Origin of the sequence: Burkholderia sp., assembly GCF_018375725.1 — a bacterium.
Lineage (GTDB): Bacteria > Pseudomonadota > Gammaproteobacteria > Burkholderiales > Burkholderiaceae > Burkholderia.
Map to the genome: position 1 here is coordinate 1 of NZ_JAHACR010000090.1, position 13,663 is coordinate 13,663.

12 protein-coding genes and 4 pseudogenes are annotated in these 13,663 nt (G+C 65.2%); 8 read left to right on the forward strand and 8 right to left on the reverse strand.

Annotated features, from left to right (window positions below):
* The 4 genes and pseudogenes from KH616_RS12310 to tig all read right to left on the reverse strand — a co-directional run.
* The coding region (locus KH616_RS12310) for an LON peptidase substrate-binding domain-containing protein (protein ID WP_292244807.1) at positions 1 to 714 on the reverse strand (714 nt) is incomplete at its 3' end.
* 195 nt (positions 715 to 909) lie between these two features.
* Positions 910 to 2,181, reverse strand: a pseudogene (gene clpX, locus KH616_RS12315) (ATP-dependent Clp protease ATP-binding subunit ClpX).
* Between the two features lie 154 nt (positions 2,182 to 2,335).
* The gene (gene clpP / locus KH616_RS12320; RefSeq protein WP_292244809.1) at positions 2,336 to 2,989 is read right to left on the reverse strand and encodes an ATP-dependent Clp endopeptidase proteolytic subunit ClpP; all 654 of its coding nucleotides are present in this window, start codon (positions 2,987 to 2,989) and stop codon (positions 2,336 to 2,338) included.
* A 140-nt stretch (positions 2,990 to 3,129) separates the two neighbouring features.
* Positions 3,130 to 4,476, reverse strand: coding sequence for a trigger factor (gene tig, locus KH616_RS12325; protein ID WP_292244811.1), 1,347 nt, complete (start codon positions 4,474 to 4,476; stop codon positions 3,130 to 3,132).
* A gap of 385 nt (positions 4,477 to 4,861) precedes the next feature.
* On the opposite strand from tig, the gene KH616_RS12330 reads away from it, so the two are divergent.
* Complete coding sequence (locus KH616_RS12330) at positions 4,862 to 6,007, forward strand: glycerate kinase (protein WP_292244813.1); 1,146 nt, start codon at positions 4,862 to 4,864, stop codon at positions 6,005 to 6,007.
* A gap of 61 nt (positions 6,008 to 6,068) precedes the next feature.
* The gene (locus KH616_RS12335; protein WP_292244815.1) at positions 6,069 to 6,518 is read left to right on the forward strand and encodes a MarR family transcriptional regulator; all 450 of its coding nucleotides are present in this window, start codon (positions 6,069 to 6,071) and stop codon (positions 6,516 to 6,518) included.
* 144 nt (positions 6,519 to 6,662) lie between these two features.
* Here KH616_RS12335 and KH616_RS12340 read toward each other — a convergent pair whose 3' ends face one another.
* On the reverse strand, positions 6,663 to 7,664 hold the full coding sequence (locus KH616_RS12340) for a 2-dehydropantoate 2-reductase (protein ID WP_292244817.1): 1,002 nt from the start codon (positions 7,662 to 7,664) through the stop codon (positions 6,663 to 6,665).
* A 288-nt stretch (positions 7,665 to 7,952) separates the two neighbouring features.
* Here KH616_RS12340 and KH616_RS12345 point away from each other — a divergent pair, with 288 nt between their 5' ends.
* Complete coding sequence (locus KH616_RS12345; RefSeq protein ID WP_292244819.1) at positions 7,953 to 8,177, forward strand: hypothetical protein; 225 nt, start codon at positions 7,953 to 7,955, stop codon at positions 8,175 to 8,177.
* 141 nt (positions 8,178 to 8,318) lie between these two features.
* On the opposite strand, the gene KH616_RS12350 is transcribed toward KH616_RS12345, so the two are convergent.
* Entirely contained in the window at positions 8,319 to 8,507 is a 189-nt protein-coding gene (locus KH616_RS12350; RefSeq protein ID WP_292244821.1) for a hypothetical protein, read from the reverse strand.
* Between the two features lie 476 nt (positions 8,508 to 8,983).
* Here KH616_RS12350 and KH616_RS12355 point away from each other — a divergent pair, with 476 nt between their 5' ends.
* Together KH616_RS12355 and gfa are read left to right on the forward strand one after the other, a co-directional pair.
* Positions 8,984 to 10,093: an S-(hydroxymethyl)glutathione dehydrogenase/class III alcohol dehydrogenase gene (locus KH616_RS12355; protein ID WP_292244823.1), complete on the forward strand. Its 1,110-nt coding sequence runs from the start codon at positions 8,984 to 8,986 to the stop codon at positions 10,091 to 10,093.
* A 65-nt stretch (positions 10,094 to 10,158) separates the two neighbouring features.
* Complete coding sequence (gene gfa / locus KH616_RS12360; protein WP_292244825.1) at positions 10,159 to 10,737, forward strand: S-(hydroxymethyl)glutathione synthase; 579 nt, start codon at positions 10,159 to 10,161, stop codon at positions 10,735 to 10,737.
* Between the two features lie 208 nt (positions 10,738 to 10,945).
* Here the strand turns inward: gfa and choX are convergent.
* A pseudogene (gene choX / locus KH616_RS12365) lies at positions 10,946 to 11,872 on the reverse strand (choline ABC transporter substrate-binding protein).
* Positions 11,871 to 12,050, reverse strand: a pseudogene (locus KH616_RS12370) (choline-sulfatase); the annotation flags it as partial. The pseudogenes choX and KH616_RS12370, both read right to left, overlap by 2 nt.
* Positions 12,051 to 12,066: 16 nt before the next feature.
* Here KH616_RS12370 and KH616_RS12375 point away from each other — a divergent pair.
* The 3 genes and pseudogenes from KH616_RS12375 to KH616_RS12385 form a co-directional block, all read left to right on the forward strand.
* Positions 12,067 to 12,829, forward strand: a pseudogene (locus KH616_RS12375) (LysR substrate-binding domain-containing protein); the annotation flags it as partial.
* A gap of 327 nt (positions 12,830 to 13,156) precedes the next feature.
* Positions 13,157 to 13,360, forward strand: coding sequence for a hypothetical protein (locus KH616_RS12380; RefSeq protein WP_292244827.1), 204 nt, complete (start codon positions 13,157 to 13,159; stop codon positions 13,358 to 13,360).
* An 85-nt stretch (positions 13,361 to 13,445) separates the two neighbouring features.
* The coding region (locus KH616_RS12385; RefSeq protein ID WP_292244828.1) for a high-potential iron-sulfur protein at positions 13,446 to 13,663 on the forward strand (218 nt) is incomplete at its 3' end.

Genomic DNA, 13,663 nt, shown 5'->3' on the forward strand with positions numbered 1-13,663 from the left:
TTTCATCTGCTCATTGAGGTAGTACTCGCGCTGGCTTTTTTCCATCTGGCGCTTCACGCGCCCGCGGATGCGCTTTTCGACCTGCAGGATGTCGATCTCGGCTTCGAGCTGCGCGAGCAGATGCTCGAGACGCTCGACGACCGGGAACATCTCGAGGATGTGCTGCTTCTGGTCGAGCTTGAGCGGCAGGTGCGCGGCGATCGTGTCCGCGAGCCGGCCGGCTTCGTCGATGCCCGACAGCGACGTCAGAATCTCCGGCGGGATCTTCTTGTTGAGCTTCACGTACTGGTCGAACTGCGACACGATCGCGCGGCGCAGCGCTTCCGTCTCGGCGCTATCCGCGTGATCCGGCTCGAGCGGCATCACGTCGCAGGAGAATTGCGTCTCCTGTTCCTCGATCGACAACGCCTTGGCACGCTGCAGGCCTTCGACCAGCACCTTCACGGTGCCGTCCGGCAGCTTGAGCATCTGCAGGATATTGGCGACGCAACCGACCTCGTACATGTCCTTCTCGGTCGGCTCGTCCTTGGCCGCGGTCTTCTGCGCGACCAGCATGATGTGCTTGCCGCCTTCCATCGCTGCTTCGAGGGCCTTGATCGATTTCGGCCGGCCCACGAAGAGCGGAATCACCATGTGCGGGAAAACGACGACATCCCGCAGCGGCAGCAACGGGAGCGTGATGCGTTCCGGCGGGAGAAGTTGGGTACCTGACATTTCATTTCCCCATGAGTGGAATCAATTGTTCGGTAATTGAGGCCGGCACATCGGATTGCAAGCCTTCAAGTGTGGGAAATATTCGGTAAGAAAGTAACCGCCGCGTGTCGAGTCAGAGTTACCCACAAGATAAACGAAAAAAAGCCGTTCACGGTTTCATGAACGGCTTTTTTCGTCTGAACATCGTCAAGCCGATCAGTTCGAACCCGCCACTTTGGGCGTGTCCTCGTAGATCAGCAGCGGCTTGCCGTCGCCGTCGATGACGTTCTCGTCGATGATGACCTTGCTGACCCCTTTCATCGTCGGCAGTTCATACATCACGTCGAGCAGCGCCTGTTCGATGATCGAACGCAGGCCGCGCGCGCCGGTCTTGCGACGGATCGCCTTGCGCGCCACCGCCTGCAGCGCGGCCGGACGAATCTCCAGCTCGACGCGCTCCATCGCGAACAGCTTGTGATACTGCTTGACGAGCGCGTTCTTCGGCTCGACCAGAATCTTCATCAGCGCCGCTTCGTCGAGCTTGCCCAGCGTCGCGACGACCGGCAGACGGCCGATCAGCTCGGGAATCAGGCCGAACTTGATCAGATCTTCCGGCTCGACCTCGCGCAGCACCTCGCCGGCGTCGCGCTCCTGCTTGCTCTTGACCGTCGCGCCGAAGCCGATGCCGGTCTTCTCGGTGCGATCGGTAATGACCTTCTCCAGACCGTCGAACGCGCCGCCGCAAATGAACAGGATGTTGGTCGTGTCGACCTGGATGAAATCCTGGTTCGGATGCTTGCGGCCGCCCTGCGGCGGCACCGACGCCATCGTGCCCTCGACGAGCTTGAGGAGCGCCTGCTGGACGCCCTCGCCCGACACGTCGCGCGTGATCGACGGGTTGTCCTACTTTCGGCTGATCTTGTCGATCTCGTCGATGTAGACGATGCCGCGCTGCGCCTTCTCGACCTCGTAGTTGCAGTTCTGCAACAGCTTCTGGATGATGTTCTCGACGTCCTCGCCGACGTAGCCGGCCTCGGTCAGCGTCGTCGCGTCCGCGATCACGAAGGGCACGTTCAGCAGGCGCGCCAGCGTCTGTGCGAGCAGCGTCTTGCCGGAACCCGTCGGGCCGATCAGCAGGATGTTGCTCTTCGACAGCTCGACGTCGTCCTTCTTGTCGAGATGCTTGAGACGCTTGTAGTGGTTGTAGACGGCCACCGCGAGAATCTTCTTCGCGCGCTCCTGCCCGATCACGTACTGATCGAGGATGTCGCGAATTTCCTGCGGACTCGGCAAATCCGTCCGGGACAGGCTGGCCTCGACGCCTGCAGCTGCCGCTTCGTCGCGAATGATCTCGTTGCACAGGTCGATACACTCATCGCAGATGAAGACCGACGGGCCGGCAATGAGCTTCTTGACCTCATGCTGACTCTTGCCGCAGAACGAGCAATACAACAGCTTCTCGCTGTTCGAACCTTTTTTGTCCGCCATGAATGTAGAGCCTCCGGACACGTAAATGACATGATACGCCGATGCTCCGCGCGCCACGACCTAGGGCGCGACCGGAGACGGCTGGGTGTGACTGCCGCAGATGCTCAGGGCGTATCGGACGCGCCGCCCTCAATGGGGCGGCACCCCACTAAGCTCACGGGCGCTTTTGCACCACCTGATCGATCAGCCCGTACGCCTTCGCATCCTCACTCGACATGAAGTTGTCGCGGTCGGTGTCGCGCGCGATGCGCTCGACTTCCTGTCCCGTGTGTTGCGCGAGCAGCTGATTGAGGCGCTCCTTCAGGTAGAGGATTTCACGCGCCTGGATCTCGATGTCGGATGCCTGGCCGCGCGCGCCGCCGAGCGGCTGGTGTATCATCACGCGTGCGTTCGGCAGCGCAAAGCGCTTGCCCTTCGCGCCCGATGCAAGCAGGAACGCGCCCATGCTGGCGGCGAGCCCCATGCACAGCGTCGATACGTCCGGCTTGATGAACTGCATCGTGTCATAGATCGCCATGCCGGCCGACACCGAACCGCCCGGGCTGTTGATGTAGAGGTTGATGTCCTTGTCCGGATTCTCGCTCTCGAGGAACAGCAACTGCGCGACCACGAGGTTGGCGGTCTGGTCGTTCACCTCGCCGACCATGAACACCACGCGCTCCTTCAGGAGACGCGAGTAAATGTCGTACGAACGCTCGCCGCGACCGCTCGTTTCGACGACGATCGGAACCAGCCCCAGCGCTTGCGCCTCGAAATCCCGCGGCGCGTTCGAAGCAAGCGTGTCAAGCAATTCAGCGCGAGTGATCATTCAATGAACCTTGTTCGAAATGAAAATTGAACGGAGGGAAGCCGCCCGCTCAATCGCCATATTAATGGCAACCGTGCGCTTGACGTAAAAACGGCGTGCAGGCCGTCGCTCCGACAGCCGGCACGCCGCTAGAGCGATACTTACGCTTGCGCCGATGCGCTCGCGAGTGCCTCGAAGCTCACTTCCTTATCCGTCACCTTCGCCTTGCCCAGCACGAAATCGACGACGTTGCTTTCAACGACGAACGCTTCCATTTCGGCGAGGCGTTGCTGGTTCGAATAATACCAGCGGACCACTTCCTTCGGGTCTTCGTAGCTCTTCGCGAACTCGTCGACTTCCGCGCGGATCTGCTCCGGCTTCGCCTCGAGGCCGTTCGACTTCACCAGCTCGGCCAGCACGAGGCCCAGCTTGACACGGCGCTCGGCCTGGTCGGCGAACATTTCGGCCGGGATCGGCGCATCCTTCGCGTTCGGCACGCCGCGCTGCGCGAGATCCTGGCGCGCCATCTCGACGAGGCGCTCCTGATCCTGCTCGACCAGCGCCTTCGGCACGTCGAGTTCGGAAATCTTCAGCAGCGCGTCCATCACCTGGTTCTTGATGATCGCCTGCGTGCGGCGCTTCGCCTCACGCTCCAGGTTTTCCTTGATCTCGTTGCGCATCTTGGCGAGATCGCCGTCTTCGATACCGAGCGACTTCGCGAAGTCGGCATTGATTTCCGGCATGTGCGGCCATTCGATCTTCTTCATCGTGACCGTGAACTGGGCCGTCTTGCCGGCCACGTCCTTGCCGTGGTAGTCGTCCGGGAACTTCAGGTCGAACGTGCGCGATTCGCCGGCCTTCAGGCCCAGCGCTGCCGTTTCGAATTCCGCCAGCATGCGGCCTTCGCCGAGCACGAACGGGAAATCTTCGGCCGTGCCGCCCTGGAACGCGACGTCGTCGATCTTGCCGACGAAGTCGACCGTCACGCGGTCGCCGTTCTTGGCTGCGGTGTCTGCACCGCCGTCGCCGTGCTCGCCGGCTTCGCCGCGTGCGTGGAAGTGCACGCGCTGCTTGCGCAGGATGTCGAGCGTGCGGTCGATTTCTTCGTCGCCGATCGTCGTCGTCGAGCGCTCGACTTCAGCCGTCGCCAGATCGCCGATCTTCACTTCCGGGTAGACCTCGAACGTCGCGTCGAACGCATAGGCGTCATCCGATTGCTCCTGCTTCGGGGCGAAGCTCGGCTGGCCTGCGACGCGCAGGTTTTCCGCACGGCTGATCGTGAAGAACTCCTGGCCGATCTTGTCGCTCAGCACTTCGGCCTCGACCTGACCCGCATACTGCTGCGCCACCATCTTCAGCGGCACCTTGCCCGGGCGGAAGCCCGGCATGCGCACGTTCTTCGCGAGTTTCTGGATCCGGGCGTCGATTTCCTTCTGCACCGCTTCCTTCGGCAGGGAAATCGTCACGCGGCGTTCAAGCTTGCCGAGGTTTTCAACAACGTTAGCCATGGCTTCAATCGTCCTAAAATTATTCGAGCGAATCGGGTTTTCCTTGCCGTGCCCGCCTCGCGGCGTGGTACGCCGCGCCGGTGAGCCACGCCCCCATTCGATCGCCGGATGGGCAGGCAAGCGGCTCGCGCAGGGCACCCCTGACGGCTTTGGCCGGAAGAATCGGCTATTCTAGCAAACAATTTTCCTCGCATCGCCAGTTCTCACGACGGGCGCATCCGGCCGCCGCCGTTTGGCCGCCCATGCACGCGAATCGCGGTCATGCCGCACGCGTTATCCACGCATCGCCGCCATCCTGTAAGCTGCCAATGACATGCGTCGCCGCATGCGCCATCCCCGCAGCGTATCGTCCGACCAATCACGCCATCCGGAGACAGGAGACACCATGCCGCATCACCCGTCCGCGCCCGTCGTCGTCGTCGCGCCCGATTCGTTCAAAGGCTCGCTTTCCGCCGCGCAGGTGGCGGACGCGATCGCGTCCGGCATCCGCCGCGCGCGGCCGGATGCCGTCGTCCGCTGCTGCCCGATGGCCGACGGCGGCGAAGGCACGCTCGACGCGATGCTCGCGCAAGGCGGCACGCGGCGCACGGTCCGGGTCGCCGGCGCGTCGCTCGCGCCACGCGAGGCCGCGGTCGGCGTGATCGACACGCGCACGGCGATCGTCGAGACGGCCGAGATCGTCGGCATCACCGATCCGGTCGGCATGAGCGTGCCGGTCGACGCGCGCAGCACGCGCGGCATGGGCGAAGCCATCCGCATGCTGCTCGACGACGGCGTCCGCCGTTTCTTCGTGGCCCTCGGCGGCAGCAGCACCAACGATGCGGGCGCGGGGCTCCTCGCCGGGCTCGGGCTGCGCTGCCTCGACGCCGCCGGCCAGCCGGTCGAGCCGGTGCCCGCCAGCCTTGCCCAGATTGTGCGGATCGACGTCTCGGCACTCGATCCGCGCCTGGCGGATGCGCAGTTCGTCGGCATGTCCGATGTCGACAACCCGCTGACGGGCGACCATGGCGCGACCGCCGTGTTCGGCCCGCAAAAGGGCGTCGCGCCGGGACAGGTCGCAGCCCTCGACGCCGCGCTCGGCCATTTCGCCGACCTGCTCGAAGCCGCGCTCGACCGCCGCGGCCGCGATCGGCCCGGCGCCGGCGCGGCGGGCGGCCTCGGCTTCGCGCTACACATGCTCGGCGCGCAATTCGAAACCGGCGCGGAAGTCGTCGCGCGGCAGGTCGGGCTCGATGCGGCACTCGACGGCGCGGACTGGCTGATCACCGGCGAAGGGCGCTCCGATGTGCAGACGCTGCATGGCAAGGCGCCATTCATCGCGTGCCGGCATGCGCAGGCGGCAGGCGTGCCGGCGTCGCTGCTGTCCGGCGCGGTCGATCCGGCCGCACTGCCGCGCCTGTCCGCGCACTTTTCCGGTTGCTTCTCGCCGGCGCCGGGCCCGATCACGCTCGACGTTGCGATCCGCGACGCCGCCAGCCTGCTCGCGAACGAAGCGGAGCAACTGGCACGACTGAAATACGGTGCGCGCTGACCGTTGACCCGAGCGCGCGATACGGGAACAATCTGGCCCGCCCTCTTCTTCAGGATCCGACATGAAAGGCCGTCAAGCCGGGCTCGATCAGTATCTGACCTATCGCCTGCACGCGCTCACGAAGCGCTCCGACCGCGGGATCGGCGAGATGTACCGGCACAAGCTCGGCATCTCGCTGCCTGAAGCACGCGTGATCGCGGCCGTCGGCGCGTTCGGCCCGTTTTCGATCATGGATCTCGCCCGCCGCACCAACCTCGACAAGAGCCAGGCAAGCCGGGCCGCCGAGGCGCTGTTGCGGCAGGGCCTGCTGGCGCGCAGCGCGAGCGAGGAAGACGGCCGCGTCGTATTGATCGCGCTGACGCCGGACGGCCGCGCGCTTCATCGCAAGATCATGCCGATCGTGCGCAAGTGGAACGACGGGCTGCTCGCGTGCCTGAGCGACAGCGAACGCCAGACTTTCGAGCGGCTGCTCGACAAGGTCGTCGCGCACGCGCTCGAACGCGACGAATAGCGCGCCGCGCGGCCGGCGGACGGCCGCCCCGGTTGACGAGCGCGGGTTCGCCCGCATGGCGCGCTCCCCCGGATACCGCGCACCGGCAAGACGGCATCGCCACGCGCCGGGCGCGGCACGCCGGCCGCACCCGCGCAGGCATGGTTACAACCCGCTGTTCGCCGCGCGCTGCCGCAGCAGGCCGAGGACCGTGTCGCAATACGGCGTCGGCACGCCGAGCTTGCGGCCCAGCTCCGGGAATACGCCGAGGATCGGCCCCAGCTCGAGCGGGCGCCCCGCTTCCAGATCCTGCAGCATCGACGTCTTGAACGCGCCCAGCGTGCGCGTTACCGCCATGCGCTCCGCGCTGCTCATGCCGGTATTCAAGCCCAGCTTTCCGCCGATCTCCGCCGCCTCCTCCATCATCCGCAGTGCCAGTTCGCGCGTCAGCGGATCGTCGAGCAGACGATCGGCGGTCGAGCCGGTCAGCGCGCTCAGCGGATTCATGTTCATGTTGCCCCACAGCTTCGCCCAGATTTCCGCGCGGATCGCGGACGTCGTCTCGACATCGAAGCCGCCCGCGGCGAGCGCCGCGGCGATACGCGTCGCATCGACATCGAGCGCGGCATCGGGCGCGCCGACGATCAGGCGATTGCCGCGTCCGCGACGCACGATGCCCGGGCCGCCCGAGCTCGCCGACAGATGCACGACGCAGCCGATCGCCTGCGCCGGCGGCAGCGCAGCGGATACCGCGCCGGCCGGATCGACCGCGTCGAGCAGCACGCCGTCGAGCGGACCTGCCAGACCATGCGTGAACCACCACGGCAAGCCGTTCATCGCCGCGACGATCACCGTGTGCGGCCCGACGAGCGGCGCAATGCGGGCAGCCAGAGCGGGCAGCGCCTGCGCCTTCAGCGCGATCACCACGTAATCCTGAACGCCCAGTTCGGCTGCGTCGTCGCTCGCGGCGATGGCGACCGGCGGCGATTCTTCCCCTTGCTCGTCCAGCACCCGCACGCCATGCGCCCTCAATGCATCGAGCGTCGCGCCGCGCGCGAACGCGCTCACGGTCATGCCGGCTCGCGACAGCGCAGCCGCGAGCAATCCGCCGATCGCGCCGGCGCCGACGATCGCCGCACGCACCGGCCCGGAATTCGTATCGTTCATGATGGGTTGCTCCGTCTCCTCGGAACCGGCGAGCATAGAGCGAAATGGTTGCTGTCACAACCATTTGATCGGATTCGCCATCGGCTTGCCGGCCGCAGGCGATCGGCCATGCGTCTGCCCCGGCGCATAGCACGCGCCGGGCAGCGCGACGCACGCGGCTCGGCCGGCCGCGTGCCGGCCGGCACCCTCGGCAGCAGGATCGGCGCACGACGCGGATCTTGCGCGATCGATGCGATTGCGGTCTCCTGTGTCTTGGCATCCCCATCCGCCCAGGGCCGCACCATTCCGATGAAATCGCCCCGCCACGCGAAGACGCCGAAGACGCGCCGCCGGCCATCCAATCTGACGCTGAATATCGGCGCCGTCCTCGCCGGACTCGTTACGTTCGGCATCGGCGCTGGCTGGCTGATCTATAGCTGGATGGTCGATCGCGAAGCGCAGTATTTCGCGATTCCGCTGGTGTTTTCGGTACCCGTGATTGTCGCGGTCGCGATCCGGAGTTTTTGGGATTAGGCGCCCGCGTACGCACGCTTGGTCGACAGAAAACGTAATTTGCAGACGATTGTGGCCGCAGCCGACCGGGCCACCGTGTCGCATGGCGCCAGCCAGACTGCCAGCCCCTTTCTCACCGGGCGCCCGGCAACGGACTCCGCATCAGTGACCGCGAATTTCGACGGCCACGATTTCGTATCCCGGATCGGCATGCTTGCTCGCCGCTTTGTTCGCTTCCTCGTACGAGAGAAAGGACATCGCGTCCTCGATCGCCGGCGCCATGCCGATATCGCCGTCCTCGGCGGCACAGAGAAACTGCTCGCCGGTCCTCACGACATAGACGGTCGTCATGTCTCCCTCCATGGTTTGCAGGGGAATTTCCAGTCTAGCAGGCCGTCCGCGCCAAAGGAAAAGCGCAGCGACCGGTGCTTGCCCGCCCACACCGGCCGTTCGGATTCGCGTTGAGCGAACGGCCGTTTGACGGCAACGCCCGTCGTTGCAACCCGCGCGAAACAGCCGCCGCGCGGATCACGAGCATCCTGTCGCGGCCCGCATGCCGTTTCTCGCTGCTCATGACGGGTGCCGTAAGCAGGATTTCGCGGCCAACGCAGGCTGGGGGTGTATCGGGGGCCAGGTTTGCACTAGCATGGAGTGCGCTCCCAAGTGAGCGCAAATCCTGTGGGAGGGGTTCCCCGATAGTGAAGCAAGGCGAGTTCGCAGAATAGGCCCGTTGACGAAACCCGCTCTATCGCTCGGTCCTGTCTCCGTTAGCCAGCGCCAAGAAACTGCGTGGCGCGAGAAATTTAACTTGTAAAGGAAGCAACATCATGAAATCACGTGCAGCTGTTGCCTTCGGGCCCGGAAAGCCGCTGGAAATCGTCGAGATCGACGTCGAGCCGCCGCGCAAGGGCGAAGTGCTCGTGAAAATCACGCACACGGGCGTTTGTCATACCGATGCGTTCACGTTGTCCGGCGATGATCCAGAAGGCGTGTTCCCGGTCGTGCTTGGCCATGAAGGCGCAGGGGTCGTGGTTGAGGTCGGCGAAGGCGTCACCAGCGTCAAGCCGGGTGATCACGTGATCCCGCTCTACACCGCCGAATGCGGCGAGTGTCTGTTCTGCAAGTCCGGCAAAACCAATCTCTGCGTGGCGGTCCGCGCTACCCAGGGCAAGGGACTGATGCCTGACGGCACGACGCGCTTCTCCTACAACGGGCAGCCGCTTTTCCACTACATGGGCTGCTCGACCTTCAGCGAATACACCGTGGTCGCGGAGGTCTCGCTCGCGAAGATCAATCCGCAAGCCAATCACGAGCAGGTCTGCCTGCTCGGCTGCGGCGTCACGACCGGTCTTGGCGCCGTTCACAATACGGCCAAGGTGCAGGAAGGTGACACGGTGGCCGTCTTCGGTCTCGGCGCGATCGGTCTCGCCGTGATTCAGGGGGCGCGCCAGGCCCTGGCTGGCCGGATCATCGCCATCGATACCAATCCGGACAAGTTTGCGCTGGCCCGTGCGTTCGGCGCCACCGACTGCCTGAACCCCAACGACTATGAGAAGCCGATCCAGCAGGTTCTCATCGAAATGAGCGGCTGGGGCATCGACCACACCTTCGAGTGCATCGGCAATGTGAATGTCATGCGTGCCGCCCTCGAAGCCGCTCATCGCGGCTGGGGCCAATCGATCGTGATCGGCGTCGCGGGTGCCGGGAAGGAAATCGCCACCCGGCCGTTCCAGCTGGTGACCGGCCGTGTGTGGAAAGGCTCAGCCTTCGGCGGCGTCAAGGGACGCAGCCAGCTTCCAGGCATGGTGGAGGAAGCCATGCGAGGCGAGATCGATCTCGCGCCCTTCGTCACCCACACCATGGGTCTCGACGACATCAACCAGGCCTTCGACCTGATGCACGAGGGCAAGGCGATCCGCTCGGTCATCCGCTACTAGGCACCGTCTCGTGGCACGGCCGCGACAGGCCGTGCCATTCCCAAGCTGGCCCAAGGAGAGCTGTCATGAGCGCAATCCCTATCAATCCGTCTGTCGATAACGGCATTCGTCCGGCACAACCCGGCTTCGCCGGAGGCACCCTACAGTGCCTGTGTCCCACGGACAAAGTGGAAGTCGTGGTCGGCGCGCAGACGATGCATAACCATGCCTGTGGCTGCACCAAATGCTGGAAGCCCGCCGGCGCGATCTTCGCGGTCGTCGCGGTCGTGCCCCGGGACAAGGTCAGCGTGGTGGCGCACCCCGAAAAACTCCATATCGTCGACGAGCACGCTGTCATTCAACGGCACGCCTGCCGTGAATGCGGCGCGCATATGTTCGGCCGTATCGAAAACAAGGATCATGCGTTCTACGGCCTGGACTTCGTCCATACCGAACTGTCTCCCCAGCAGGGCTGGTCTGCGCCGACCTTCGCGGCTTTCGTCTCGTCGGTGATCGAGGGCGGAGTCCCGCCGTCAGGCATGGAGGCGATCCGCAACCGCCTGCGCGAACTCAGTCTTGAACCCTACGACTGCCTCTCCCCACCCCTGATGGATGCGCTGGCCACGTTCGCGGCCAAGAAAAAAGGCACCTATCGCGAAGCCTGAACCCCCGTGAATCAAGGGGGAAGCCAGGTTGTGATGAAAGGCCGGCCCGAGTCGATACGGCGCAACAGCGCGCCGTAGCCGAAATCGCATATCACATGCCGGCTCATGAAATGGCCTTCCCCTCCTCTCCCGGGCAGATTCACTAGCCGGTGACACGCTGATCGAACGTCGCCAAGGCCGATCGGCCGACGCGCCTCGACGGCACCCGTCACCGTCCGTCGAGCGCCGCGCGCATGGCCGGCAGCGCCGGCGCTCCATTGGCCGTCGTCACGCCCCGTCGAGCCGCGCCGCGACGAGCGTCGGATCGCCCTGCAACGCAGGCTGCGCCGCGACAGCGGCTGGCGTCTTGTTCTGCAGCATGTCGGCGATCATCCGGTTCTCGATGTCGACCGTGAATGTCATCTGCCGGAAGAGGCGTGCGAGATTCGTGCACTGATCCGCGAAGCCGGCACGCGCGACCGTATTCACCGTTGCGCCGCCATCGTTCGGGCCGAAGTAAGCGTCGCCGCCTGCGAGATACGTCAGGCGGAACTTCGTGTTCATCAGATGCGGCTCCCAGCCGAGAAACACGATCCAGCGCTTGTCGCGCACCGCCCGCTCGATCTGCGTGATCATGCCCGTCTCGCTCGATTCGACAAGCGACCAGTTCGCGGCGCCGAGCGCATGGTCGGCAAGCATCCGCTTGATGTTCTGGTTCGCGGGCGCGCCGGGTTCGATACCGTCCGTAGATCTTGTCGTCGACGCGATCCGCATACTTCGCGAGATCGGCGAACGTATGTAAGCCCGCGGCGGCCACGTAATCGGGCACGGCCAGCATGAACTTGGCACCGGACAGGTTCGCGCGCAGCACGTCGATCGCCCGCTCGGCGACGAACGGCTTCACGAGCGGCGCCTGCGCCGGCATCCAGTTGCCGAGGAACACGTCGACCTGCCTTTTCCTGAGCCCCTCGTACGTGATCGGCACGGACAGGTCCGACACGTTCTGCCGATACCCGAGCGCCTTCAGCACGACGCCCGCCATCGCGTTCTTCGCGTCGACGTCGGACCAGCCGGGCGCCGCCATCCGCACGTCGCGGCACGTTGGCGGCTCGGCCGCCTGCGCGCCGGCCGCCGCCCAGCACACCGCCGCCGCGATTGCCGCGCCGGATCATCACGATCGGCGCGATCGCACCCTCGGCCAGATATTCGCCGAACGCCGCTTCGTGCGACAGCGTGCCGCGCAGATGCGGAACGAGGCTCGCGCCGTCGACGGGATCGGGCCGGGCGTCGCGCGCGTCGCCGGTCGCAAGCTCGACGAGCGTCGGCAGCAGATCGTGCAGCTCGAGGGGGGAACGCGGCGTGCCGCTGTTCGAGCGCGGCCCGCGCGGCGTCGTGTTGACCGACGACGGCCGTCTCCTCTGCGACGCGGTGCGTGCGAGCCTCGACATGCAGCGCGACGCGACCGCCGCGCTGCGCGCGCGGCATGCGCAGCGCGAACTCACGCTCATCACCGATGTCGGCTTCGCGACCTACTGGCTGATGCCGCGCCTCGCCGAATTGAAGCGCGTGATGCCGAACGTCGACGTGCGGGTCGTCACGTCGCAGGATTTCAACGTGCAGCGCGATCATGCGGACATCGCGATGCTGTTCGGCGACGGACACTGGCCGTCGTGCACGGCCGCGCCGCTGTTTCGCGAGATCGTCACTCCGGTCTGCTCGCCGGCGTTTCGCGATGCGCATTCTCACGTCGCGCAGCCGGCCGACCTGCTGTCGCTGCAGCTGTTGCACGTGCAGCCGACGCAACCGGAGCGCTCGCTGTCGTGGCGCAACTGGTTCGACACGCACGGGCTGCCGGCACCGGACCGCGAGCGTGGCGTGACGTTCAACAGCTATGCGCTGGTGATCCACGCGGCGCTGATCGGCGAAGGTGTCGCGCTGGGCTGGACGCCACTCGTCGACGAACTCGTCACAACGGGCCAGCTCGTGAAGCTTGTCGATGCGCCCGTTGTCACACCGCGCGGATATTTTCTCGTGCGACCGCCGTCTCGGCCGGAAGCGGACGCGGCGTCGGTTTTTTCGGCGCGGGCTGTTTGACACGTGCGCGAGTGCATGACGCGGTGTACGGCCCTCAGCGAGCCGGAGCATGCCGGCGAGGGCCGGCAGTGCCGAGCCGGACCTCGCTGACGCCGAAAGCGGTCGGGATGGTGCTCGGTTCGGTCGGTCTCATTGCCGAGCAGAACATCACAGGAACACCGCCATCCGTCAGGCCGGGGCAGCGTGGCGCGTGACCGTCGCGGCACTGCCCATGACGCATGACCCGCATCGCTCACCCGACTGCCCGATGTCCGTGCGCTGGATGCCGTCAATATCATGCGCCCTCGGACATTTGGCATCACAATGGGCAGCATGACGCGGCGGCGTCCACGGCCGCCGCGTCGAGATGGACGGCGTCACGCGATCCGTGACTGGCCGGCGCGAGACCGCGGAAAGCCGGGTATTTTCCAACGACGAATCGATGATGCCGATGGTGCATGCCGTGCGTATGCATGGCATGCGGTTCCGCGTGTCCGGACGTTCAGTCACGCGGCAGATCTCGGCCGGGCGCGCAGTGTGCTTGCTGCGGGCGATGTCGATGAAGACCTGATGCCCAACGATCTGATTCGAACATGTGGAAATAATCGGACGAGGTTTCCCTGCTATCCGTTCACGCAAGCATGAAGGAGGAAACCATGAAGCTCTCACGTCGAGGTTTTATTGCGACCACCGCCGTTCTGGCATCCGCGCTGGCCTTTGGACGCCGCGCGGCGGCGGCAGATGCCGGTGCCGTGCAGGAATCCGATGCCAATGCCCAGGCCCTGGGTTACAAGACCAATGCAAGCCGGGTCGATCATACGAAGTTTCCGAAGTTTCAGGCTGGGCAGGCCTGTGCGAACTGCCAGTTCTTCCA